The 23,520-nt window shown below is 67.8% G+C and carries 17 protein-coding genes; 4 read left to right on the forward strand and 13 right to left on the reverse strand.

The window, feature by feature from the left end:
- Positions 1 to 84 precede the first annotated feature (84 nt).
- Positions 85 to 249 carry a YqaE/Pmp3 family membrane protein gene (locus ASF08_RS05980; RefSeq protein WP_026175630.1) on the reverse strand — a complete coding sequence of 55 codons (165 nt, stop codon included), beginning with the start codon at positions 247 to 249 and terminating at the stop codon, positions 85 to 87.
- Between the two features lie 107 nt (positions 250 to 356).
- On the opposite strand from ASF08_RS05980, the gene ASF08_RS05985 reads away from it, so the two are divergent.
- Entirely contained in the window at positions 357 to 1,124 is a 768-nt protein-coding gene (locus ASF08_RS05985) for a hypothetical protein (protein WP_056142579.1), read from the forward strand.
- A gap of 89 nt (positions 1,125 to 1,213) precedes the next feature.
- On the opposite strand, the gene ASF08_RS05990 is transcribed toward ASF08_RS05985, so the two are convergent.
- The 5 genes from ASF08_RS05990 to ASF08_RS06010 all read right to left on the reverse strand — a co-directional run bounded on the left by ASF08_RS05990 (position 1,214) and on the right by ASF08_RS06010 (position 8,653).
- Positions 1,214 to 2,518, reverse strand: a complete 1,305-nt coding sequence (locus ASF08_RS05990; RefSeq protein ID WP_056142582.1) for a DUF4167 domain-containing protein — start codon at positions 2,516 to 2,518, stop codon at positions 1,214 to 1,216.
- 402 nt (positions 2,519 to 2,920) lie between these two features.
- Positions 2,921 to 3,853, reverse strand: a complete 933-nt coding sequence (gene prmC / locus ASF08_RS05995) for a peptide chain release factor N(5)-glutamine methyltransferase (RefSeq protein ID WP_082473084.1) — start codon at positions 3,851 to 3,853, stop codon at positions 2,921 to 2,923.
- A gap of 41 nt (positions 3,854 to 3,894) precedes the next feature.
- Complete coding sequence (gene prfA / locus ASF08_RS06000; RefSeq protein ID WP_018042072.1) at positions 3,895 to 4,980, reverse strand: peptide chain release factor 1; 1,086 nt, start codon at positions 4,978 to 4,980, stop codon at positions 3,895 to 3,897.
- A 99-nt stretch (positions 4,981 to 5,079) separates the two neighbouring features.
- On the reverse strand, positions 5,080 to 7,344 hold the full coding sequence (ptsP, locus tag ASF08_RS06005) for a phosphoenolpyruvate--protein phosphotransferase (RefSeq protein WP_018042073.1): 2,265 nt from the start codon (positions 7,342 to 7,344) through the stop codon (positions 5,080 to 5,082).
- A 73-nt stretch (positions 7,345 to 7,417) separates the two neighbouring features.
- Positions 7,418 to 8,653 (reverse strand): aspartate kinase, encoded by a 1,236-nt coding sequence (locus tag ASF08_RS06010; protein WP_056142585.1) that lies wholly within the window; start codon positions 8,651 to 8,653, stop codon positions 7,418 to 7,420.
- Between the two features lie 190 nt (positions 8,654 to 8,843).
- Here ASF08_RS06010 and ubiG point away from each other — a divergent pair, with 190 nt between their 5' ends.
- The 3 genes from ubiG (at position 8,844) to ASF08_RS06025 (ending at position 11,263) form a co-directional block, all read left to right on the forward strand.
- Positions 8,844 to 9,590 carry a bifunctional 2-polyprenyl-6-hydroxyphenol methylase/3-demethylubiquinol 3-O-methyltransferase UbiG gene (gene ubiG / locus ASF08_RS06015; protein WP_056142588.1) on the forward strand — a complete coding sequence of 249 codons (747 nt, stop codon included), beginning with the start codon at positions 8,844 to 8,846 and terminating at the stop codon, positions 9,588 to 9,590.
- A gap of 49 nt (positions 9,591 to 9,639) precedes the next feature.
- Positions 9,640 to 10,209: a YbhB/YbcL family Raf kinase inhibitor-like protein gene (locus ASF08_RS06020; RefSeq protein WP_056142591.1), complete on the forward strand. Its 570-nt coding sequence runs from the start codon at positions 9,640 to 9,642 to the stop codon at positions 10,207 to 10,209.
- Between the two features lie 79 nt (positions 10,210 to 10,288).
- Positions 10,289 to 11,263, forward strand: a complete 975-nt coding sequence (locus tag ASF08_RS06025; RefSeq protein WP_056142593.1) for an NADPH:quinone oxidoreductase family protein — start codon at positions 10,289 to 10,291, stop codon at positions 11,261 to 11,263.
- 198 nt (positions 11,264 to 11,461) lie between these two features.
- On the opposite strand, the gene ASF08_RS06030 is transcribed toward ASF08_RS06025, so the two are convergent.
- The 7 genes from ASF08_RS06030 to ASF08_RS06060 form a co-directional block, all read right to left on the reverse strand.
- Positions 11,462 to 14,758, reverse strand: coding sequence for an error-prone DNA polymerase (locus ASF08_RS06030; protein WP_056142596.1), 3,297 nt, complete (start codon positions 14,756 to 14,758; stop codon positions 11,462 to 11,464).
- A 76-nt stretch (positions 14,759 to 14,834) separates the two neighbouring features.
- Positions 14,835 to 16,406 (reverse strand): Y-family DNA polymerase, encoded by a 1,572-nt coding sequence (locus ASF08_RS06035; protein ID WP_056142597.1) that lies wholly within the window; start codon positions 16,404 to 16,406, stop codon positions 14,835 to 14,837.
- On the reverse strand, positions 16,330 to 17,100 hold the full coding sequence (locus ASF08_RS06040) for an ImuA family protein (RefSeq protein WP_056142599.1): 771 nt from the start codon (positions 17,098 to 17,100) through the stop codon (positions 16,330 to 16,332). Before ASF08_RS06040 ends, ASF08_RS06035 begins: the two co-directional genes overlap by 77 nt.
- A 433-nt stretch (positions 17,101 to 17,533) precedes the next feature.
- Positions 17,534 to 21,184, reverse strand: coding sequence for a phage tail length tape measure family protein (locus ASF08_RS06045; protein ID WP_056142602.1), 3,651 nt, complete (start codon positions 21,182 to 21,184; stop codon positions 17,534 to 17,536).
- Between the two features lie 17 nt (positions 21,185 to 21,201).
- Positions 21,202 to 22,143 (reverse strand): Mu-like prophage major head subunit gpT family protein, encoded by a 942-nt coding sequence (locus ASF08_RS06050; protein WP_082473085.1) that lies wholly within the window; start codon positions 22,141 to 22,143, stop codon positions 21,202 to 21,204.
- 4 nt (positions 22,144 to 22,147) lie between these two features.
- Positions 22,148 to 23,104 (reverse strand): phage protease, encoded by a 957-nt coding sequence (locus ASF08_RS06055; protein ID WP_056142605.1) that lies wholly within the window; start codon positions 23,102 to 23,104, stop codon positions 22,148 to 22,150.
- Positions 23,101 to 23,457, reverse strand: a complete 357-nt coding sequence (locus ASF08_RS06060; RefSeq protein WP_156629477.1) for a helix-turn-helix domain-containing protein — start codon at positions 23,455 to 23,457, stop codon at positions 23,101 to 23,103. The genes ASF08_RS06055 and ASF08_RS06060 overlap by 4 nt, the downstream gene beginning before the upstream one ends.
- Between the last annotated feature and the right edge of the window lie 63 nt (positions 23,458 to 23,520).

Here is a 23,520-nt window from a genome sequence, read left to right on the forward strand (position 1 = left end):
AACCAAACACACCAGAACACAACACGCAAAAGCCCGCAGCGTAAAACGCCGCGGGCTTTGTCATGTCAAATGACATCTCCAAACTCAGCGGGAACGCATCACGATCCAAAGCGCGTGGATCGAACCCGGCAGATAGAATAAAATGCACAGCAGGATGTTCAAAAAGAACTGAACCCCGATCCCGACGGTCAGAAGCACCGCGATCGGCGGCAGAAAAATCGCGATGAGAATGCGAATGAGGCTGGACACAGTGTTCCCCTGATCGATCATGTGATTGGTCGCTCCGGTGAACCGAAACGGCCGCGCTTAAGTTCCCTCGGCCTCGCTGTTCCCGCAGCGCGGCTGGTCGTCATCTCATGCTGATCGAAGGCCTTCACTACCTGACGACGCCGGTCCCGCGGGCGCAGCGGACGCTGGGGTATCTGCGCGAGAGCGTCCTGTTGATGTCGCGGTCGCGGCGCTGCCGCGCGGCATGGGCGGACCATCTCGATGCGGCCCGGTCCGCCATACGGCAATCCTGCGCAGATCTGGACCGTCGTCGCACCGCCGTGGTTCTCGGGTCGGGCCTCCTGGACGACGTACCCTTGGCTCATCTGGCCCAATGTTTCGAGCGCGTGATCCTCGTCGACATGGTCCATCTCTGGCCGGCGCGCTGGGCGGCGCATCGCTATGCGAATGTCGCTCTGCAGGTCTCGGATCTGAGTGGATGCGTGAAATGGCTGAGAGGGGAGGGGGAGCGGTGTGCCGATCCTCTCTCGGTGTTCGATCGGGGTGACATCGACTTCGTCGTCTCAGCCAACTGTCTCTCGCAATTGCCGATCCTGCCACTGGATTGGTTCGAGTCGCGCAACAGACCTCCTCCCGACGAACTCGGCCGCAGTATCGTGGCGGGTCACCTCGAAGGATTGTCACGTCTGCAGACGCGTGTCTGTCTCATCGCCGATACCGAGCAGGTGACGGACAACCGCGAAGGCCAGCTCGTCGAACGGTTCGATCTTCTACATGGCATCGTCCTGCCCATACCGGATCGGTCCTGGATCTGGGAGATCGCACCGTTCGGTGAAGTCGAACGACACAGAAGGGAGCGCCATCGCGTCCAGGCTCATCTCGATTGGCGACCATGAGAGATTGGCACGACGTCGTAGCGCCCGGACGAAAAAAGCCGCCCGGTCAGGGGCGGCTTCCGAATTGGTCGGGTAGCGGGTCCAATACCCTATTCCACGGTGGAGGGCGTATCGTCGGTGCTGTTGCTGCCGCCCTCGGAACTCTCCGATCCCTCGAAACGCGGACGACGCCGACGACGGGGCTTGGGGGCGGTGGGAGAGGTATCGTCCTTCGACACGTCGCCGGCGAGATCCCGTGTCGGTTCCGGCGCGGCGGTCGGTTCCACGAAACGCTCAGGCAACGGCGGCGGGGCTACTGGGCGAGGAACGGCGGTCAGGAAGGCCGGAAGGGCCGCGACATCCTCGGAAGACCGCAGATCGGGCTCTTCCCGGCGACGGGAACGCCGCGGGGCCGTCTCCGAAGAACGACGGGCGTCGTTGCGGGCGGTGTCCTGACGGGGGGAATCCTGGCGAGCGGTTTCGAAGCGAACCGGTTCCTGGCGCGGACTCTCCTGACGATGAGCATCCTGCCGGGGCGCTTCCTGACGTGAGGTGTCCTGGGGCGTCACATCCTGCTTCGGCTGAGCATCGCCGCCCTGAAATTCGCTGCGAGGGTTCTCGTAGCGGGAGCCGTCGTTGCGGCCTTCGTTACGGCCCTGGGCACGATTGAAATCGGCACGGGGCTGGTCCTGCCGAGCATAGTCCTGGCGCGCCTGGTCAGGCCTCGCCTGCTCGTACCTCGGGCTTTCTTGCCTCGTGTTTTCTTGCCTCGTGTTTTCCTGCCTGTTGCCCTCGCCCCGGAAGGAATCCTGCCGGTTGTAATCCTGCCGACCACCGTCGTTGCGGTTTCCGTCGTAGCGAGAGCCCTCCTGGCGGCCGCCATCTTGCCGGTTGCCGTCTCGATTGCCCTCGAAACGCTGCGGGCGATCGTTGCGGTTCTGGAAGCGCTCCCGGCGTGGATGACGCTGATCCGACGGCGAGTCTTGCCGTGTATCTTGCCGGGTATCCTGGCGGGGCTCGTAGGATTGCGGCTGAGGCTGTGGCTGAGGCTGTTGGGCCGGATCGCCGTATTCCTCGTTATAGCCGTTGCCGTAGCCGTTGGCGGCATAGCCCAGGCTCGCGCCCTGACCCTCATCGTCGCCGTCGTCGTCATCGTCGTAGCCGTTACGGGCATACCCACCGTTCTGCTGGCGGTTCTGCTCCTGGGCACCCGAGATGATGCGGAAATAATGCTCGCCGTGCTGGAAGTAATTCTCGGCGGCCACCGGGTCGCCACTCGCTTGCGCATCGCGCGCGAGCTGGGCGTATTTATCGGCGATATGCTGCGCCGTCCCGCGGATTTTTACATCCGGCCCGTTGGACTCGTAGGAACGCGTCAGCGGATTGGGACCTTTGGGGCGGTTGCGACCGCGCATCCGTCTATTCTGGTTTGGTCTCATCGGTCTCGATTGACCCTCGTTCAAATCGGAGCGTCTGATGATGCGGCGGGGCTACGGGCGAAGAAGGAGAACCCGTTTCGGGTACTTCCTAGTCCTCGTAGGATCCGGTCAGTGGTTCCGCGATCGATTTTGCCGTGCTCGCCGTATGTCCGGTCAACCGATTCCTGCACTCACAGTGCGGCGCTCATCGGTCGTCTGGCACTCAATTCATCAAGCTTCCACACGGCGTCTCGTGCGTATCGGCTTGATGGTGGGGAGATCGTCTAAAAGTATCGCGTGCTAGACGCCGCCGACACTTCTACCTCGATCCGCCTTGACGGATCGTTCGCGACCTGACTGTGACACTAGCGACTCCCCAAGCCCACAACAAGCTCTTTTTCATCTCCTGTCGTCGTTGGCCGTTGGCGGACGTCCGGCCAGCGTGACGACACGGGCGTGGCCGGCCAGATCTTGCCTCACGGACCCCCGTGCGAACCCCGCCTCGCGGCCGATCCTCAATACGTCCTCGGCCTGATCATGGCCGACCTCGAAGACGAGGGCTCCGTCCGGGGTGAGCAGGGGACGACCGTCCGTCGCCCCGCTCACTTCCCTCACGATCCGTCTGTACGCCTCGAGTCCATCCTCGCCACCGTCGAGGGCACCGAGCGGATCATGGCAGCGGACTTCCCTGGACAAGGTCGAGATGATCGCGCTCGCGATGTAGGGCGGGTTCGAGAGGACGACGTCGAACGGCTTGCCGAGGGCGGAGCACCAATCCCCCGCGACGAAGGCGGCCCGCCTCCCGACACCGTTGATCCGGGCATTGGTCCGGGCGCAGGCGAGCGCTTCGTGCGAGCGGTCGAGGCCCACTCCGAAGGCCTGTTTCCATTCGCCGAGGAGCGAGACGAGAATGCAGCCGGATCCGGTTCCGAGATCGAGAAGGCGGAGGGGGCGGTCGCGGGTGGTGTGGAGCGCCAAAGCGGCATCGACGACGGTCTCGGTATCGGGCCGTGGCACCAGGGTCGCCGCGTTGAGGATGAACGGGAGGCCCCAGAACTCCCACTCGCCGAGGATGCGCGCCACGGGCTCGCCCGCGAGCCGTCGCCGCATCGCTTCCCCCAGCCGCAGGGCACCCTGCTCACCGATGGGCTCCGCACCGGAAAGGGCGAGCTCTGTCGGCGTGATGCCGAGGACGTGGAGGAGGAGGAACCGGGCATCGCTTGCCCCACCGTCGATCCCGGCTTGGGAAAAAGCCGCAACGGCATGGCGCAAGGCCTGCGAGCGCGACTGCCGAGGATCGATGCCGCCACTCACCGCGTCGTCTTCGGTCACGCCAAGTCGCGTGCCGCCAGGCTCGTTTACGCCAGGTTCGTTCACGCCATGCCTTCGGCGGCCATGAGTTCCGCCTGGTGCTCGGTGATGAGGGCATCCACGAGCTCGTCGAGGGCCTCTCCCGCGAGCACCTCTTCCAGCTTGTAGAGCGTGAGATTGATGCGATGGTCGGTGACCCGCGCCTGCGGGAAATTGTACGTGCGAATGCGCTCCGAACGATCGCCGGAACCGACCTGCGACTTGCGGTCCGCGGCCCGGACGGCATCCTTGGCCGTCCTTTCGGCATCGTAGAGCTTGGCGCGCAGGAGCGACATGGCGCGCGCCCGGTTCTTGTGCTGCGAGCGCTCTTCCTGGACGAAGATGACGATCCCGCTCGGCATGTGGGTGATGCGGATCGCCGATTCCGTCTTGTTGACGTGCTGGCCGCCGGCGCCCTGTGACCGCATCGTGTCGATCTTCAGGTCGGCATCGTTGACGACGATATCGACCTCCTCGGCTTCCGGCAGCACCGCCACCGTGGCGGCGGAAGTGTGAATCCGTCCCTGCGCTTCGGTGTCGGGCACGCGCTGGACGCGGTGCGCTCCGCTTTCGAACTTGAGCTTGGCGAAGACACCCTTGCCCTTCACCTCGGCGATGACTTCGCGATAGCCGCCGACGGTGCCTTCGCTCTCGGAAATGACGTCGACCTTCCAGCCCTTCAGGTCGGCGTATTTCGCGTACATGCGGAACAGGTCGCCGGCGAAGAGCGCGGCCTCGTCGCCGCCGGTGCCGGCGCGGATTTCGAGGATCGCGCTCTTCTCGTCGGCGGCGTCCTTGGGCAGCAGGATGACCTGGAGCGCCTTGTGGGCGGCCTCGAGCCCCGCTTCCGCATCGGGCTTCTCGGCGGCGGCGAGAGCGCGCATCTCGGCATCCCCCCCCGGCTCGTCGATGAGGGCCTCAATCTCGGCGAGGTTCGTCGCCGCGGCGCGGTAGGCGTGGATCGCCGCCACCACGCCGTCGAGCTCGGCCAGTTCCCTAGACAGCTGGACGAAGCTGTCGGAATCGGCCGAGCCTGCGCTGAGCGTGGCGGTGACGATGTCGTGCCGCGTCAGGATGGCGTCGAGACGGTCTGAAGGAATAGGGGTCATCGCCCGGAGGATACTCTCAACTGTGGAATACGCATGTCCGACGGACGTGCCGGGTCCGCGGGGGTGGTCGTGGCTCTCGGCAAGACGCCGTCACGCTCGCTAGATAGGCACGCCCTGCGCCTTGGCGAAGGCCGTGAGGACCGGCCTCAGGGAGGCACTGTCGCCCGCCCGTTCGATCTCCGCATCGATGAGGGCGGTGACGGCGGCCGCATCGAGGGCGAGCACCATCGCCTTGACCGGGCCGATGGAGGCCGGCGACATCGACAGGTTGCGGAAGCCGAGGCCGATCAGGGCCATCGCCTCCAGGGGCTTGCCGCCGATCTCGCCGCAGATGGTGACGGGGCAGCCGGCGGCGGTCGCCCGCTCCGCGATGAGGCGGAAGGCGCGCAGGGCCGGGATGCTCAGCGTGTCGAACCGGTCGGCGACGCGGCGGTTCTCGCGGTCCACCGCGAAGAGGAACTGCATCAGGTCGTTGGAGCCCACCGACAGGAAGTCGGCGACCTTGGCGATCTCGTCGATCTGGAACAGGAGCGAGGGCACCTCGACCATCACGCCGAGGCGGCAATCGCTCGGCAGGACGTGGCCGTGGCGGCGCAGATGCGCCTTCTCCCGGTCGACGATGGCCTTGGCGCGGACGAACTCGTCCACCGTGGCCACCATCGGGAACATGATCTTGAGGGGCCGGCCCGACGCGGCCCTGAGAAGCGCGCGCAGCTGCACCCGCAACAGGGCGGGGCGGTCGAGGCCGATGCGGATGGCGCGCCAGCCGAGGGCCGGGTTCTCCTCCTCGAGGGCCGGCATGTAGGGCAGGATCTTGTCGCCGCCGATATCGAGGGTGCGGATCGTCACCGGCAGGTCGCCGGTGGCCGAGAACACCGCCTCGTAGAGCGATTGCTGCTCGGCGGCGGACGGCATCCGCTGCGCCACCATGAACTGCAGCTCGGTGCGGAACAGGCCGATGCCCTCCGCCCCGGTCTCGTGGAGATGGGTCAGGTCCACCAGCAGCCCGGCATTGAGCTGCAGGCCGATGGCGACCCCGTCCGTGGTGACGGCTGGCAGGTCGCGAAGCGCCCGGTACTGTTCCTGGCGGCGCGCGCGCAGGCGGACCTGCTCGGCATAGGCCGCCTCGATCTCAGGGCCGGGCCGGACCTGGATCTCGCCGGTCACCCCGTCGACGATGATCGCATCACCCGCGTCGCAGAGCGCCGTGGCGTTGGCGATCTCGCCCACCGCCGGGATCCCGAGGGCGCGGGCGACGATGGCGATGTGGCTCGTCGGGCCGCCTTCCTCCAGCACCACGCCGCGCAGGGAAGCACGGTCGTAGTCGAGGAGGGCCGCCGGCCCCATGGAGCGGGCGACGAGGATCGCGTTCTCCGGGAGCTCCCGGTGCGTGCCGTTGCCCTCCGTGCCGATCAGCGTGCGCAGGAGGCGATTGGCGAGGTCGTCGAGGTCGTGCAGCCGGTCGCGCAGATACGGATCGCTCTGTCGCATCATCCGGGCGCGGTTGTCCGATTGGACACGCTCCACGGCGGCCTCCGCCGTAAGGCCGGAATGGACAGCCTCGCGCATCCGGCGCAGCCAGCCCTTGTCGTGGGCGAACATCCGCACGGTCTCCAGCACCTCGCGGGATTCGCCGGTGCCGATGATGTCGCCGCGCTCCACGAGTTCGTCGATGGCCGAGCGGACCTCGCCGATGGCCTCCTCCAGGCGCTCGACCTCGCGCTCCAGGTTCTCGGCGATGAGCTGCTTCACGATGATGCGCGGCTCGTGCAGCACCACGTGCCCGAGGCCGATGCCGTCGGCGAGCGCGACACCGCGCTGGCTCACGGCGCGGCGCGCGGCCGAGCCTGCGCCCGGTGCCAGGGATTGCAGTTCACCCGAAGCGATCATCTCGGACAGCACCATCGCCGTCGTCTGGAGCGCCTCGATCTCTTCCTCCGAATAGACCCGGTAAGTGAGGTTCTGCACCACGAGGACGCCGAGGGTGTTCCCCGCGCGCAGGAGCGGCACGCCGAGGAAGGCGTGGTAGGCCTCTTCCCCGGTCTCGGGCCGGTACGAGAAGGACGGATGCGACTGGGCGTCCGAGAGCGAGAGCGGTTCGGCGGTCTTGGCGATGAGGCCGACGAGGCCCTCGTCCGCCCGCATCCGGGTCAGGTGGACGGCCGAACGGTTCAGGCCCTCGGTGGCAAACAATTCGAGCGTGTTGTCATCGCTCAGCACATAGACTGAGCAGACCTCGGCGATGACGTTCGCCGCGATGAGGGTGACGATACGGTCGAGACGTGCCTGTGGACTGACCGGCTCCGCCATCGCTTCGCGGAGGCGGCGCAGCAGCAGGCGCGGGCCTCCGGGCGCAGCAGGCATGGTCTCCTCGATCCGAATTCAGTCCCCCGAGGCCCGCCTGCGCAAGTTTCGTGCGCGGCGACGGGGGCGGCGCTCAAGCCTGATCGAGGCCGTATAGCGAGTGGAGCGTGCGCACGGCAAGCTCCGTGTAAGCCGCATCGATCAATACGGAAAACTTGATTTCCGACGTGGTGATCGCGCGGATGTTGATTCCCTTCTGCGCGAGCGCCCTGAATGCCTTGGCGGCGACGCCCGCATGGCTGCGCATGCCGACGCCGATGGCCGAAACCTTCACGACATCGGTGGCGCCCTCGATCTGGGCGAATTCGATGATGCCGCTCTGGGCGTCGAGAATCTTGCGGGCGCGGTCGTAATCGGCGGAGGGGACCGTGAAGGTCATGTCCGTGGTCGACTGGTCGCCCGACACGGTCTGGATGATCATGTCGACGTTGATGTTGGCGTCCGCCAGCGGCCCGAAGATCGCCGCGGCGACGCCGGGGCTGTCCTTGACGCGCCGGAGGGTGATCTGCGCCTCGTCCTTCGAGAAGGCGATCCCGGTGATGATCTGCTGTTCCACGATGTCGTCCTCGTCGCAGATGAGGGTGCCTGTGCGGGCGTTGTCGGGCGGGTCGAAGCTGGAGCGCACCGTGGTCGGTACGCGATGGACCATGGCGAGTTCGACGGAGCGGACCTGGAGCACCTTGGCTCCGAGGGAGGCCATCTCCAGCATCTCCTCGAAGGTCACGCGCTCCATGCGCCGGGCCTTCTGCACCACGCGCGGGTCGGTGGTGTAGACGCCGTCGACGTCGGTGTAGATGTCGCAGCGCTCGGCACCAATGGCGGCGGCGATGGCCACCGCGCTGGTATCCGAGCCGCCCCGGCCGAGCGTGGTGACGCGGCCGGTCTCGGCGTGAATGCCTTGGAAGCCTGCGATCACGGCGACTTCACCGCGGGCGAAGCCGGCATCGAGATTCTTGGGGTCGATCGCCTCGATCCGTGCCGAGCCATGGGCATCGGAGGTCTCGATGGGGATCTGCCAGCCCTGCCAGGAGCGGGCCTTGATGCCGTTCTTCCGGAGCGCCGTGGCGAGGAGGCCCGCGGTGACGAGTTCGCCCGAGGCGACGACGGCGTCGTACTCGGCCTCGTCGTAGAGCGGGTTGGCGTCCTTGACCCAGGCCACCAGTTCGTTGGTCTTGCCGGACATGGCCGAGACCACGACGGCGACGTCGTAGCCGGCCTCGATCTCGCGCGCCACGTGGAGGGCCACGTTGCGGATACGGTCCACGGTCGCCACCGATGTGCCGCCGAACTTCATCACCAAACGGGGCATGTCGGGTCCGCGTCGATCCATTCCAGAGCCGGCTGTCCGCCGGGAGCGCGGCGCTTTTTCGGCTTCGAGCCGGAGCGGCGTCCCGCCGCTGTACCGGCCGGTGCTTCGGCGGGTACAAGGGCACTTCGGACGTGTCAACAATCGGGCATGCGGGCGGGATGGCCCGCATCCGGGTCGGAAGGTCAGGCGAATGAACCCAGCGGCATCTTCTTCCATCGACGCCGAGGAAGTCGCGCGCTTCGAGGGCATCGCCGCGACGTGGTGGGCCGAGGACGGGCCGATGAAGGTGCTGCACCGGTTCAACCCGGTGCGCCTCGCCTATGTCCGCGACGCGATCTGCCGGGAATTCGGCCGCGACCCGCGCATGCCCTATCCGCTGAAGGGGCTGACCATCGTCGATGTCGGCTGCGGCGGCGGTGTCCTGTCCGAGCCCCTGGCGCGCCTCGGCGCCACCGTCACGGGGCTCGATCCGGCGCCCACCAACATCGCCGTGGCGCGTTCCCATGCGCAGGCCGGGGGCGTGGCGGTGGATTACCGCTCTCAAACCATCGAGGAGGTGGTGGCGGCGGGCGAGCGGTTCGACGTCGTCCTAATTATGGAGGTGGTGGAGCACGTGGTCGACATGCCGGCCTTCGTCGCCAGCGCCTGCCAGGCGGTGAAGCCGGGCGGTCTCCTGTTCGCCGCCACCCTGAACCGCACGATGCGCTCCTTCGCGCTGGCCATCGTCGGAGCGGAATACGTCCTCGGCTGGCTGCCGCGCGGAACCCACGACTGGAACAAGTTCGTGAAGCCTGACGAACTGTCCCGCGCCATCGCACGCGGCGGCCTCTCCGTCACTGATACCACCGGCGTCGTATTCAATCCCCTCGACGGGAGCTGGCGGCCCGCCCGCGACACGGCGGTGAACTACATGGTCGCGGCCGCCCGTCCGGCCTGAACCGGGTGCGCCCCTCCTCGTTGACCACGCGAATCGACGAGGAGACATCATGCTGGAAAAGCTTCCGCACGCGGTCGGCGCGGCCCTGTCGGGCCTGAAGGCCGGGCTCGACACGACCGCCTACCACCGGGATTTCGGGAGCGTGCCCGAGACGATCTCGCTGACGAGTCCGGCCTTCGCCGACGGGGCGAGCCTTCCTGCGCGCTTGACCGCCGATGGGCCGGGCGTCTCGCCGCCGCTGTCATGGAGCGGCCTGCCGGCCGGTACGAGCCGCGTGGTGCTTCTGGTGGAGGATGCCGGCAGCCCGACTCCGAAACCCCTCGTCCATCTCATCGCCTGGAATCTCGCCGCAAGCGAAAGCCTTCCCGAAGGCGCTCTCGCCAGCGCCGCCGGTGAGGGATCGCAGCATGACCTCGGGCAGAACAGCTTTCTCAAGGACCAATGGCTGCCGCCGGACCCGCCCACCGGACATGGCCCCCACGCCTACCTGTTCCAGATCTACGCCCTGGATGCTCCGCTCGATCTGCCGGCGAGTCCGGGACGTGCCGCGCTCATCGAGGCTATGACGGGTCGAGTCCTCGCCAAGGGCTGCCTGACCGGACTCTACGAGCGCCGCTGACGCCGCCGCTTGCGCCGATGCCGCCAATCGGTGCAAGCGCGCTCAAGCAAAAGGCGCTGCGGCTCAAGGGAGGATCGGCATGAAGGCTTTGCTCTGCACCAGGCTCGGCGGCCCCGAGGATCTCGCAATCGTCGAAGTGGCCGATCCGGTCGCCGGTCCGGGTGAGGCCGTGGTGCGGGTGACGCTGGCGGCGCTGAACTTCTTCGATACGCTCATCATCGCAGGGCGCTATCAGGTGAAGCCCGATCTGCCGTTCTCGCCCGGCGGCGAAGCGGTCGGAATCATCGAGGCCCTCGGGGAGGGCGTCGAGGGTTTCGAGGTCGGCGACCGCGTCATCGTCCACCGCACCTACGGCACCTGTGCGGAGCGCATCGCGGTGGGCACCCGGCATCTCACCGCCGTCCCCGATGCGGTGAGCGACGAGCAGGCGGCCGGCCTCACCATCACCTACGGCACCTCGCTCCACGCCCTGCGGGATCGCGCGAAGCTTCAGCCCGGCGAGACGCTGGCGGTTCTCGGCGCCTCGGGCGGCGTCGGCCTCGCGGCGGTGGAACTCGGCGTGATCATGGGCGCGAAGGTGATCGCCTGCGCCTCCTCACCGGACAAGCTCGCGGTGGCGCAGGCGCACGGCGCCGAGTTGGGGCTCGATTACAGCGCGGACAATCTGCGCGAGGGGTTGAAGAAGCTCACCGAGGGACGGGGCGTCGACGTGATCTACGATCCCATCGGCGGCGACTACGCCGAACCTGCGCTCCGTTCGCTCGGCTGGAAGGGGCGCTACCTCGTCATCGGCTTCGCGGCCGGCGACATCCCGCGCATTCCCCTCAACCTCGCTCTCCTGAAGGGCATCGACATCCAGGGCGTGCATTGGGGGGTGTTCGTGGAGCGCGAGCCCGAGGCCCACCGGGCGAACCAGGAACAATTGTTGGCCTGGGTGGCGGAGGGGCGCCTCAAGGCGAAGATCCACGGCACTTATCCGATGATCGAATACGAGAACGCGCTCGGCATCCTCAAGCGCCGCGAGGCCGTGGGCAAGGTGCTGCTGCGGCCGTGAGTCGGGCAAGCCCTCCTCCCCCTTGTGGGGAGGAGTTGGAGGTGGGGGTGGTGGGGTGACCCTCAGAGTGTGGAGGCTGGCGGAGCCACCCCCACTCCTGACCTCTCCCCACAAGGGGGAGAGGGACGCGCTCTGCCTGCAAAAGCAGATGGATGAATCCGGTAGCCGCCTGCGGGGAGAGGGGATGCGCACCGCCCCTCAATGGAAATCCCGGCTGCGGTAGACGCGCCGGTCCGGCGGCGCCCCGAAATCCGTGGTCTCCGGTGGGAGGGGGAGACCGCCCTCGCGCAGGGTCCGCAATTCGTCCGTCAGGTCGCGGAACTGCTCGGCCAGGAGATGGACCACCAGCCCCGAGCGCTGGATGCGCCCGCGCACGGCGATGAAGCGGGCGCTCATGGCGATGCGCCGGTTGGCCTCGAAGACCTTCTTCCAGACGATGACGTTGCAGATGCCGGTCTCGTCCTCCAGCGTCAGGAACACCACGCCCTTGGCGGTGCCGGGGCGCTGCCGGGTGAGGACGAGGCCCGCTACCGTGACGCGGGCATTCTGGGCCCATGAGGGATCGTGATGCGCCGCCGCCGGGATCGCGCCGATGCGGGCGAGGCGGGCGCGGAAGAACGCCACCGGATGGCCCTTCAGCGAAAGGCCGGTGGAGACGTAATCCTCCGCCACATGCTCGGAGAGTGCCATGGCGGGCAACTCCACCGCGGGCTCGGCCCGGAACAGGCCGTCATCGGCATGGAAGGCGAAGAGCGGCATCGGCGCATCGAGGAGATGGGTGCGCCGGTCGGTGGAGACGCCCCGCCCGGCGCTGGCGCGCGTCGAGGTGCCTTCCAGTGCCCTCACCGCCCAGAGGGCGGCGCGGCGGTCGAGGTCGAGGGAGCGGAAGGCGTCCGCTTCCGCTAGGCGCTCGAGGGCGTTGCGGGGCAGTGTCAGGGCGGCCTGCAGGCCCTCGACGCTGGCATAGCCGTTGCCGCGCAGAGCAACGAGCCGGGCCATTCCGGCCTTCGGCAGGCCGCTCACCTGGCGCAGGCCGATGCGGACGGCGAAGCGGCGCTCCGGCCCCCTCTGCGCCGAGGCCGGTTCCAGGGTGCAATCCCATTCGCTGGCATTGACGTCGGGTCCGCGTACCTCGACGCCGTGGGCACGGGCATCCCGCACGAGCTGGGCCGGCTGGTAGAAGCCCATGGGCTGCGAATTCAGGATCGCGGCGAGGAAGACGTCCGGGTGGCGGCACTTCATCCAGGCCGAGGCATAGACCAGCAGGGCGAAGCTCGCCGCGTGGCTCTCGGGAAAGCCGTAGGTTGAGAATCCCTCGATCTGCTTGAAGCAGCGCTCGGCGAAATCGCGCGGATAGCCGCGCCCGGCCATGCCCTCGATGAACTTGGTCCTGAAATTCACGATCTGGCCGTTGTGCCGGAAGGTGGCCATGGCCCGGCGCAACCCGTCGGCCTCCGAGGGCGTGAAGCCGGCCGCCGTGATCGCGATCTGCATCGCGTGTTCCTGGAACAGGGGTACGCCGAAGGTCCGCTTCAACACCTCCTTGAGTTCGTCCTTCGGCCCGTGCTCGGGGGAGGGGGACGGGAAGACGACGGGCTCCTCGCCCGAGCGCCGGCGCAGGTAGGGATGGACCATGTCGCCCTGGATCGGCCCCGGACGCACGATGGCGACCTGAACCACGAGATCGTAGAATTCCTTCGGCTTCAGGCGCGGCAACATCGACATCTGCGCCCGGCTCTCGACCTGAAACACGCCGACGGAATCGGCCTTCGACAGCATCGCGTAGACCTCCGGTTCTTCGCGCGGGAGGTCGGCCAGCGTCTCGTAGGCGATGCCGTGATCCTCGCGCAGGAAGTCGAGGCCGCGCCGGAGGCAGGTGAGCATGCCGAGCGCCAGCACGTCGACCTTGAGGAGGCCGATCGTGTCGATGTCGTCCTTGTCCCATTCGATGAAGGTACGGTCCGGCATTGCCGCGTTGCCCACCGGCACGGTCTCGTCGAGACGTCCCTTCGTCAGCACGAACCCACCCACATGCTGCGACAGGTGGCGCGGGAAGCCGATGAGCTGGATCGCGAGGTCCACCGCCTGCCGGATCGCCGGGTTGGCGGGGTCGAGCCCGGCCTGCGCGATATGCTGGTCGGGCAGGCCGGCGCCCCAGGAGCCCCAGACCGTGTCGGCCATCATCCCGGTGATGTCGGGGGTGAGGCCCAGCACCTTGCCGACCTCGCGGATGGCGCTGCGAGGCCGGTAGTGGATCACCGTGGCGCAGATCGCCGCCCGGTCTCGCCCATACCGGTCGTAGAGATACTGGATCACCTCCTCGCGGCGCTCGTGCTCGAAATCGACGTCGATGTCGGGCGGCTCGTCCCGGCTCTCGGAGATGAAGCGGGCGAACAGGAGCCGGATCTTGGTCGGGTCCACCGCCGTGATGCCGAGGCAGTAGCAGACCACCGAATTGGCCGCCGAGCCGCGGCCCTGGCACAGGATTCCCCGGTTCCGGGCGAATTCGACGATGTCGTGGATGGTGAGGAAGTAGCGGGCGTAGTCGAGGCGGCGGATCAGGTCGAACTCGTTGCGCAGGGAGGTTTCGACCGTCTCCGGGATACCGTCCGGGTAGCGCAGTTCGGCCCGTTGCCGGGTCATGTATTCGAGATGCCCCTGGGCCGTCCGGCCGGGGGGAACGGGCTCGTCGGGATACTCGTATTTCAGCTCCTCCAGGGAGAACCCGCAGGTCTCGGCGATCTCGATCGTGCGCGCGATAGCCTCCGGGTGGTCGGCGAAGAGCCGGGCCATCTCGGCGGGCGGCTTCAGGTGACGCTCCGCATTGGCTTCCAGGCGATAGCCGGCCTCGACCAGGGTGCAGCCCTCGCGGATGCAGGCGAGCACGTCCTGCAGGGGGCGCCGGTCGGGGTGGTGGTAGAGCGCATCCGAGACCGCCACCATGGGCGCGCCGAGGCGCTCCCCGAACCCGGCGAGGCGGCCGAGCCGACGCCGCTCGTCGCCGCGATAACGATGGCTCGCGCCGAGAAAAACGCGGCCGGGGGCCGTCTCCGCCAGGGCGGCGAGATGGCGGGCGAAGACGGAATCGTCCTCCTCCGGCGGGAGCGAGATGAAGACCTGCCCCCTTGCCGCCGCGAGCATGTCCGGGACACCGAACCGGCACGCGCCCTTCTCCGAGCGTCGGTTGCCATCCGTGAGCAGCCGGCAGAGCCGTCCGTAGCCCTCGCGGTCCATCGGATAGGCGACGGCCTCGAACCCCTCCTCGGTGACGAGACGGACCCCCGGCAGGTAGCGGATCGTCGGTTCGCCCGCCTTCTCCCGGCGCTTGGCCTCGGCATGGCCGCGCACCACGCCCGACAGCGTGTTGCGATCGGCGATGCCGATGGCGTGGAGCCCGAACTCGGCGCCCTGCGCCACCATCTCCTGCGGATGCGAGGCCCCGCGCAGGAACGAGAAATTCGTGGTGACCGCGAGCTCGGCATAGGGCGGGGTCATGCGCAGAATGATGGGCCGTTCGCGTGATCCCCTCTCCCCGCCCGGCGGGGAGAGGGGAGGGCGCTCATCTCGGCCCTCACGCGAACAATCCCTGCACGAACCAGCGCGCTGCCGTTTCAGCCGTGTGGAATCCCTCCCGGTAGAGCCAGAGGCGCCGGCCGGATTCGTCTTCGACCACGTAGTAATCCCGGGCGGGGGCAGGGGCGTGCCACCAGGCGTCGGCGATGCGCTCCGGACCCTCGGCATGGGCGATCCGGTGCAGGCGCCGCCGCCAGCGGAAGCGCTGGGGTGGTCCGTCGGGGGCGAGCGAAAACACCTCGTCGGCCGCCTCGCTGCGAGACAGGAGAACGAGGGGACGGGGCGGCATCCCGCCCTGAGGCCGGGTGCCCACCCGCTCGGGCCACCGCATCTCGATTCTCCTCACCCGCCAGGGCTCCAGGGCATCGGCGCGTTCGGGGATGTGGCTCGCCCGTGGACTCACGCGGATGACCCTGGCCCCGATGCGTTGTCTGAGGGCGTCGGCGAGGCGGGCGGTCCCGCCGGTCTCGGCCTCCCGGTCGAGGCCCGTCTCGGCCAGGGCGCCCTGGCGTACCTCCAATCGGCCGATGCCGGTCACGTCGAGCCGCACGGTCTCGAAGCCGAAGCCGGCATCGAGGGCTGGCCCGAGCCGGTCGAGGCGCAGATCGAGCAACCGCCCGACCTGGGTCGGGCAGAGGGTCGGTTCCGACAGGCCGAGATCGAGGCTGCGCTCGATGCCGTCGACCCGGTAGAGGCTCAGCCGCAGGGATCGCGCGCCCAGGCCCGAGGCGGCGAGGCGGGGGCCGATCTCCTGCATCAGCCGTATGGCGGTGGCGACGATGATCGCCTGATGTCCGATCGGATCGAGAAAACCCCGACTCGCGCCGAAGGCGGCCGGCTCCCCCAGGGAGACCAGCGGCTCGGGCCTTCTCCCCAGCGCCTGGTCGAGGCGCAGGAGCAGGGTCTCGCCGAAGCGTCGGGCCAGGGGAGGGCGGGCCGCCTCGGCCAGCGCCCCGATCCGGCGCAGGCCGAGGCGGCGGAGGGATTCGGCGATGGCCGGCTCGATCCGCAGGGCACTCACGCAGAGGTCGCGCAGGGCCGGCGCGTTGCCTTCCCGGGGCACGATGACGGGACGCGTCGAAGCACCGTGGCGGGCGAGCGCGAAGGCGCAGGCCGGCGTGTCGGCCAGGGCCAGCCTGGCGGGTATGGCATTGGCCGACAGGCGGGCGGCGAGGTCGCCCATCAGGGCGTCTTCCCCGCCGAACAGGTGACTCGCCCCCTCCACGTCGAGAAAGAAGCCGTCTCCGCCTTCCCCCGGCCCGAACGGCGCCACCATGGGTGTATACCGCTTGGCCCAGAGGCAGAGACGCGCGAGGGCGGCGGCATCGGCCTCCGGGTTTGCGGGATGAACGGCGATGCCCGGCCCGATCCGGGCGCGAGCCCGTGCGAGGGGCTCGCCCGGACGCAGGCCGAGAGCCCGGGCGGCGGCGTCGACGGCCGTGATGCGCAGGCCTCCCGGCCCGATGGCGGCCACGACGGCGGGGGAGACCGCGTCATCCTGCGCGGCCCGAGCGCGCCTGAGGCGCGTCAGCGGCCACTGCTCCAGCCAGACCGAAACGATGCGCGGCATGATCCCACTCCAGAAGCCAATTCCCCGTCCGTCCGTTGCGACAGCGGTCGAGCCGCGCCCGCCAGCAGGGCCGCTCGATGCAGCCGAACCGGTCCCGCAGGGCCGCCCCCGAGCCGATCCGCCAGCGGGTCGCAGCCATGTTCGGGTTTTCCGCCTGCGGTGGCCGCAGGACGAGGAGGAGGCGGGAGGCCGCCTCGCCCGCCAGATGCAGCCGCCGGCTCTGCTTCAGCGGCAGGCCGGCATTCACCAGCCCCGCCACTGCCCTCAGCCCCTGCGAGCGCAGGGCCTCCTCCAAGGCGCGGTAGGCATCCGCGTCGCTCTCGACCTCCAGGATCAGCAGGCGGCCCGGATCGAGGCCGAGCCCGGCGAGCCCATGGCCGTAGGGTGTCGGGTGCCCCTTGCCGATGACGAGGAGAGCCTCCCCCTCCACCCGCGCGAGGTGTCGGGCCATGAGGGCGAGGGTGAAGCCCAACGCCGCCGCCTCGTCGCCCTCGGATTCCGGGGCGATCTCGTGCGGTCGGCCAAGGGAGAGCCCTCCGCCGGGAAGGCCGGAATCGATATGGGCGATTCCCAGAGGCAGGGCCTCGACGGACAGGACGTCGGCCTGTCCTGCCCCGTGGCCGCGCAGGGCGTCCAGAGCGATCCGCCGGCGCCGCTCGAGCCCGTCCGTCTCCGTTTCGCCGTCATCGCGCATCTTCGTCGAGCCAAATCCATCCTGTCCGTCCCATCACCGGACAATAAGAACAAAACAAGAACAATCTCAACCGGTTTCGGGGGGATGCAAAATTCCTGAGCGGCTACAGCCGCTTCCCCTGTGGACGGCTGTGGATGAGTGTGGATGGAGGAACGGCCGCGAGACGGCGGGACGATCCGGGCCGGGCTTGACCGCATGACCGGTGTAGCGCGCAAATTCAAATGGCGCGGCGCGCAGGTTCAAATGTCAGCACCGTGGCGAACTGACGGGCCTTCAAGGGCCGTTGAAGGTCGGTCCCCATCTGTGAAGCGCAGAATCAAATTTCGCTTCGCGCAGGTTCAAATGTCACCACTTGGACCCTGCGATAGATGGCGTTGAAGCCCCCTTGAACGGGGCTTCGAGGCTGGCCCACGTTGGCAGGACTTGGGGCCTATCAGCGGCTGATCATCCGGCGCTGAAGGCCGTAGTGCTGCTCAAGAGCTTTCGATATGCCGGAACCATAGGTTCCAATCTGCGATGCGACCACATCGTTGAAGAATAGATCGAGCCGCTGTCCGCCGTCCCTGCCCCTTGAGCGTTTCTCCTGCTTGGGCTTTCCGGCCCCATGGATATGGACTTCCTGAGAGGCGCCGGCACCGTCCCGCCCGTCCTTCCCTTTAAGACCATCGCGCCCCGCCGCTCGCTCTTCACGCTGATAAGCCGCCGCTGGCGGTGCCGAGCCGTAGACCCCGCCCTCGGCGAAGGCCGGCAGCACGCGCTTGCCCTCGTTGATGGCATGAAGAACCGACAGGTTCTCCGACGTCGCCTTGGCGTTGACGACGAACTCGCCATCCGAGAGCCGCGCGTTGATGCTGTCCGACGTGCTCGTTCCCGGCCCGCGAATGTGCCCTCCCGTCGCTGCCGTGACGGTCGGAGTTGCGGCGGCGGCCGCACTGGCACCGCCGCCGCCGAACAGGCCAGCAAGGGCGCCGAGAAGGCCACCGCCGCCGCCTGATCCGAGGGAGCTGCCGACTTGGCTCAAGCCGGCGCTGGTCTGGCTCAACGGCCCTGGCAGGGCCGTAAGGTTTCCGGTGAGGCCGGTAAGGCTTTGCTGCGCCGTCGTGGTCGACGTGCTGAAGGATTGCAGCGAGGCGTCGAGGTTCTGCAGCTGGGGCATCGCGGCCGGCGCCGTGGGCGCTGTGACGCTCGCCTTCGCGCCCGCCGGCACCGCGCCGCCGATCCCCTCCCATCGTGAGATGCCGGCATCGCGGGCGCCGTACCATTGGCGCCAGCCGTCCTTTTTCACGACGTCCAAGCCATAATCGACCTGGGACCGCCAAGCGTCGGGGTTCCGCACGTCGACGCCGGCTTTCAGGGCCTCCGCGCCGAGCCCGCCCATCGTGTTGAGCTGCATGACGCCGTAGGACTGTTCCTTAGACGTCAGGTTCGTTGCAGCGACGTTGAAGCCGCTCTCCGCATTGACCACACGCGTTGCAACGTTGGGGTCGATGCCGCGCGCGATCGCGGCCTGCTTCACATAATCGGCGACCTCGGCCTTTGAGCCGGAGAGCTTCGACGTGATCGCCTTCGCCGCCTCGGCCGAGCTGCCGCCCGAGCCGGTCAGGCCGGCAGCCGCGCCGGCCACGTTGCTGTTGGCGGCTCCCACCGCGCCGCCCGTCAGCCCCGCGATCGTCCCGCTGAGATTGACGACGCCGGCGCTGATCTGGGCGGTGGAGACCGCCTGGGCCTTGCCGAAGATGCTGCTGACGGCGTCACCGAACAGACCGCCCCCGGCCTTGCCCTCCTGGCCGATCAGGTTGTTCACCAACGGCGTCGAGACGGTACGGTCGAAGATCCGCGACGACATGCTGTCGAGCGACGACGTGATGCCGTCGAGCGGGCTCTTACCCTTCGACAGGTCGGAGAAGATGCCCGTGATGCCGCTCCGCGCGCTGCCCCGGATATCATCCAGGCCGCCGACGATCTCGCGTTGCCTGCGCAGCAAGGCGTCCTGCTCGGCCGCGACCTTGCCGACCGTACCCGCGTAGCCATCGATCGCGCGGCGCAGGCTCTCCGTAATCGGAACGCCATCGGCGGTGTACTGGTTGGTGAGCTGTTGGGCTGCGGCCATCTTGGCGGCGGCCTCGGCCGATGCACCGAACGACGCCTCTTGCAGCTTGAGGGCGGCGGCCTGTTCCGCAAGGTTTCGGTTGGCCTCGCGGAGCGGCCCGCCGATCGCCTCACTATCGATCGCCTGCCGGTCGAGCGCCTTGGACCGCTGATTGTTGGCGATGGCGTCCGGGTTGCCTTCGTCCGCCTTGTTGGCCTGGGCGAAGCGGTCATCCAGTTCGGCAAGCCGGCGCCGGTAGGGAGACAGGCCGGCGGCAGCGGCCGTGGCGGTCGAACTGCGCAGTCGGTCCTGGCTGTCGCGCGTGGACTGCGCCATGACGGCAGCACGGGCGCCCTCGATCGCGAGGCGACGTTGGTCCGCCGTCATCGCTTGGCCGGCGAGGTCGAGGCGCTTCTGTTCCTCGGCAATGGCGGCTCTCTCGGCCGCCGTGCGGGCTTCGATCCCCCGGATGGTCAATTCCTGGGATTTACGGGCACGCTCCTCGGCCGAGATGGTGCTGTCGATCGCGCCGCGCGTGGCCTCCATCGCGGTGGCAAGCGCCTTGCGCTTCGTCGCCGACATGGCGAAGAGGCCGTCCAGATCGCCGGTTGCATCCGTGAGGAGCTTGAGGCTGCTGGTCAGCTTCTCGTTAGCCTCGATCTCCGGCAGGATCGCCCCGACGGCAGCGTTGTAGGTCTGCGACCGCTCGGAGGCCGCGACCCGGCCGGGAGCGGCCTCCTCGGCCTCCAAGAGGGATTGAAGGCGATCGCGCTCCGCCCGCTTGCCGGCCGTGATGGCGGCGGCGCGCTGTTGGGCCAGATCGGGGCCACCGCCGATGACCAATCCCCGGCGGCTGGCGTTCTCGGCCGCTCGCAGCTCTTCCTCGGCGGCGGCGAGCTGTTCCTTCGTCGTGCCGGTTCGGAACGGCTTGGCGATGATCGCCCCAACGGCGCCGGCCGCGCTTCCAAGCTCGTTGTACGCCTTCGCCCACGCGCTCGTTTTCTGCGCCGCCGCCTCCATGTCGGGCAGCACGGCCCGCACCATGACGCGGATGGCTTCCTGGCGGTCACCCTGCGCCATGAGGGTGCGAACGTAGTCTTTCGTCGCGCCGTCGACGCTCCCGAGCCGCGCCTCCATCTCGGCGAGGCCCTTCACCGGGTCAGAGAAGAGCCGCGCGAGGTCGGCGCCGGCCGCGTCGATGTCCTTACCGAACATCTTGGCGTAGCCGGGAGCGAGGGCACCCACGGCCCCGATGTTGGACACGTCGATGTTGCCGGCCGCCGCGAGCTGCGTGGCGACCCCCCGGCCTTCGCCGGTCGAGAGCCGGCCGTTGGCGGCGAGGCTGGCGCCGATCGCGTTGATGTCCTCCGCCGTGGCGCGGGACTTCCGGCCAATGCCGGTCAAGCCCTCTTCGATCGCATCCTGCGAGCGCGACCAAGACACGCCGAGAGCCACCGCCGTGGCGCCGAGCCCGACGAAGCCACCGGCCACCAGGCGCACCGGAGTGAGGATGCTCATGGCACCGGAGGCGACCGCCTTCAGACCGCCCGCGATACCACCAGGCGCATCGGCGAGCACCTGTACGATCTGCGGACCCTGCTGCGCCAAGACCGTCAGCGGCGATGCGCCGGAGAACCCCGACGAGAAGATGTCGCCACCCTGGTAGCCGAGGTTCTGCCACTGATCCCGGCGCAATCCGCCTTGTGGCGTCGGCCGCCCCGGCGGCAGAGGCGGGATGCCGGGGCTCAGCGCAGACGGCACGATCTGAGGCCGGAGGCCCGGCGAACCGCCACCGGCCGCCAAGCCGGCCGCCGCTTGCACGGCCGAGCCGCCCGCATTGGCCGCCTGTTGGAACTTCCCGGCGGCGACGGCGGATTTCGCGCCCGCCGCCTCAACCGCCGCTCCCATCCCCGTGACGGCGTTCGTCGCTTCCAGCGCGCTCGTCTTGAGCGAGCTGGCGTCACCCGTGATGCGGACGGCGAGTTGCAGGGGCATGCGTCAGACCTTCCGCGCTACTTGACCCAGGACGTTACGATCAGCTTCGCACTGCCCTTCCATGGGTTGGTGCCACCCGATCGGCCGGTGATGGGAGCCCCCTCGGCTCCGCTGTCGAGGTAGGAAGGCAGCACGTCGTTGTTGATGAGCATGCGAGCCGCCTCTTCGAGGTCGGGCGGCACAACGAGTAAGGTCGGCTTGATGCCGAGCACTCGGCCCTCGTCGCCACTCAGGTTCATCATGGAAGCGCGCGCCGCCGCATAGTTCTCCGGCGTCAATTCAGCCTTTGAGGCGAAGGCGAGCTGCCATAGCCCGAAGCCGACATTCGAGCGGGTGCGTGTGCCGTAGACGTAGCTGTCCCTCCAGAAGACGTTCTCGTCTTCATCCTTGTTCAGTGCCGTGAACTTGTAGGGAATGCGTTCTTGATAAAGCAGCGGTTTCATCGCGCGGCTCGTATCGAGGAGGAACCACGGCGGCGATGTGCCAGCCTGCATGTTGCTGGCACTATAGGTTTTCATGGTCAGCGGATCGATGACCATATGGTTTGGAGAGAAAAAGTATTGCTTGTCGTATGACAGTGTCTCGAAGCCGGCTCTGAGCAGGGCGAAGGAAAGTTCGTCAGGAAACTCCGCTGCCGCTTTGCCCATCTCTTCGATGATCGGAGAGAACACACCGAACTGATCGTCCTCGATCGATGTCCGAGGCACTTCGATCGTGCTCTCGAACTTGCGGTTCTCAACGGCATACCCGTGCGCCAAGAGGCTCTTGACGACGCGGTCGCCGATCCATTCGCGCATCTTGGGGAACTGGCCGAGCCACCCGTATGTGTTGCTGCTCGTCGAACTCGGAACCACCATCGCAACGTCTCGATAGTGCGTTTCAGCCCCGTCGAAGCCCTTCTTGAAGGATGCGGCGTAACCGGTGGTAAGACTTCTCAGGCTTTCGCTGGTGATAAGCATAATTTTAGTTCCCGCCTGCGTTTTTGAATGCTTCGGTGGTGAGGCCCAACACGGACGCGACATGCGCATCGGTGTCGGCGAGAGCGCCGGCCCTGCCGCCAAAGCTCGGAGGTAGCGCGGATGCCCCACTCGGGCCGATCGACCGCGCGATCATCGTGCCGGCTTGGCTGATAAACTGATCGAAGGCCGGCTTGTTGGCTGTGCAGAGGCTGACGCCCCAATCGCGCATGAAGGGGAGGAGCTTACCCGTTCGGACTTGCTCTTCCACGTGGAGCTTCGCCGCCTGAAGCTCGATGCCGTTGTGGACCCGGTTGAGTTCCTGGGTCACCCGGACGAACTCGCCGATCGGGACGTATTTCGCCGGGTCGGGCGCACCCGCCGAGTGGCCGGCCATCTTCAGGTTTCCGATCTCGGCGAGGACGGAGGCGGCGTCCGCATCGTCTGGCAAGCCGAGCAGCGACTTGAGCTGTGTCAGAAGGTCCATCTGGCTTTCCTGTTGGTGAAGTGCGGTGAGCCCGATCAGGTTCGGACGATTGACGAGGGAGGCCCGCAACACCCCCATGATCGTCCCATCCTTGCGGTAGAGGATGGCGGGGGAGATGTGCCGATAAGCGCGATCAGCGACGAGCCGGCGGCCCTCATCGGTCCATTCGACTTGCCCCCACAGCCCGTCACGGCGAGCCTGCAAGGCGATGATCCAGCCTCGCGCGGGGGCCGGATCACCGCGTGGGGCGGCGAAGTCCGTGGCGTGGTTCTCGTCGATGGGGAGGCGTGCACCGCCGTGCATGCTGAGACGGATGACGCCCTGCATGTCCTCGACGCGGTACGGGCCACGCCCGTCAACGGTCGTGATCTGGCCGGCCGGCAAGAGGTGTATCCAGGCGGCAGGCGCGGCGCCGCCCTCGCCGGGGATCGGCATAGCCGCGCAGAGGGCGGTGGAGAGATTGGCCGGGATCGTCATGCGGCGGCCTTCGGCTTGGTGGGGGCCAGGTAATTCCGCACGCTCTGGCGCGTGACGTGAAGCATCTTGGCGATTTCGAGCCGGGTGTGCCCCTTAGCGTCGAGCTGCTGCGCCACCCATGACTTGGCGACAGGCACTTGCAGCTTGCCGTTCCCGAAGACGACCCTCAGGGCCTCGGCCTTGTCCCGGCCGATCTCGTCTTCCAGAACCGACTTGCCGCGCGGCTTCGACGGGATGAGGATAGTCTGACCGCCGAACTTGAGGATTAGGTCAACGGCGCCGTCCAGCCCAAGAGCCCGAATGTAGGGCTCAACCCGTGGCGGCATTTCCGTGGTGGTTTCTTGAGATGACATGGGGCGCACTCGGATGCCGAACTTCGGCAGGCCCAAGAACTTTGCACCTGTTTTTTCGGATCG

This window comes from Methylobacterium sp. Leaf85 (assembly GCF_001422125.1).
Taxonomy (GTDB): domain Bacteria; phylum Pseudomonadota; class Alphaproteobacteria; order Rhizobiales; family Beijerinckiaceae; genus Methylobacterium; species Methylobacterium bullatum.

Excerpts from the sequence above, each read along its gene's own strand:
- ASF08_RS06035 (WP_056142597.1), bottom strand. The coding sequence starts at position 16,406 with ATGCCGCGCATCGTTTCGGTCTGGCTGGAGCAGTGGCCGCTGACGCGC.
- ASF08_RS06060 (WP_156629477.1), bottom strand. The coding sequence starts at position 23,457 with ATGTCATCTCAAGAAACCACCACGGAAATGCCGCCACGGGTTGAGCCC.
- ASF08_RS06030 (WP_056142596.1), bottom strand. The coding sequence starts at position 14,758 with ATGACCCCGCCCTATGCCGAGCTCGCGGTCACCACGAATTTCTCGTTC.
- ptsP (WP_018042073.1), bottom strand. The coding sequence starts at position 7,344 with ATGCCTGCTGCGCCCGGAGGCCCGCGCCTGCTGCTGCGCCGCCTCCGC.
- ASF08_RS06025 (WP_056142593.1), top strand. The coding sequence starts at position 10,289 with ATGAAGGCTTTGCTCTGCACCAGGCTCGGCGGCCCCGAGGATCTCGCA.
- ASF08_RS06055 (WP_056142605.1), bottom strand. The coding sequence starts at position 23,104 with ATGACGATCCCGGCCAATCTCTCCACCGCCCTCTGCGCGGCTATGCCG.
- ubiG (WP_056142588.1), top strand. The coding sequence starts at position 8,844 with ATGAACCCAGCGGCATCTTCTTCCATCGACGCCGAGGAAGTCGCGCGC.
- ASF08_RS06045 (WP_056142602.1), bottom strand. The coding sequence starts at position 21,184 with ATGCCCCTGCAACTCGCCGTCCGCATCACGGGTGACGCCAGCTCGCTC.
- ASF08_RS05990 (WP_056142582.1), bottom strand. The coding sequence starts at position 2,518 with ATGCGCGGTCGCAACCGCCCCAAAGGTCCCAATCCGCTGACGCGTTCC.
- ASF08_RS06020 (WP_056142591.1), top strand. The coding sequence starts at position 9,640 with ATGCTGGAAAAGCTTCCGCACGCGGTCGGCGCGGCCCTGTCGGGCCTG.
- ASF08_RS05985 (WP_056142579.1), top strand. The coding sequence starts at position 357 with ATGCTGATCGAAGGCCTTCACTACCTGACGACGCCGGTCCCGCGGGCG.
- ASF08_RS06050 (WP_082473085.1), bottom strand. The coding sequence starts at position 22,143 with ATGCTTATCACCAGCGAAAGCCTGAGAAGTCTTACCACCGGTTACGCC.
- ASF08_RS06010 (WP_056142585.1), bottom strand. The coding sequence starts at position 8,653 with ATGCCCCGTTTGGTGATGAAGTTCGGCGGCACATCGGTGGCGACCGTG.
- ASF08_RS06040 (WP_056142599.1), bottom strand. The coding sequence starts at position 17,100 with ATGCGCGATGACGGCGAAACGGAGACGGACGGGCTCGAGCGGCGCCGG.
- prfA (WP_018042072.1), bottom strand. The coding sequence starts at position 4,980 with ATGACCCCTATTCCTTCAGACCGTCTCGACGCCATCCTGACGCGGCAC.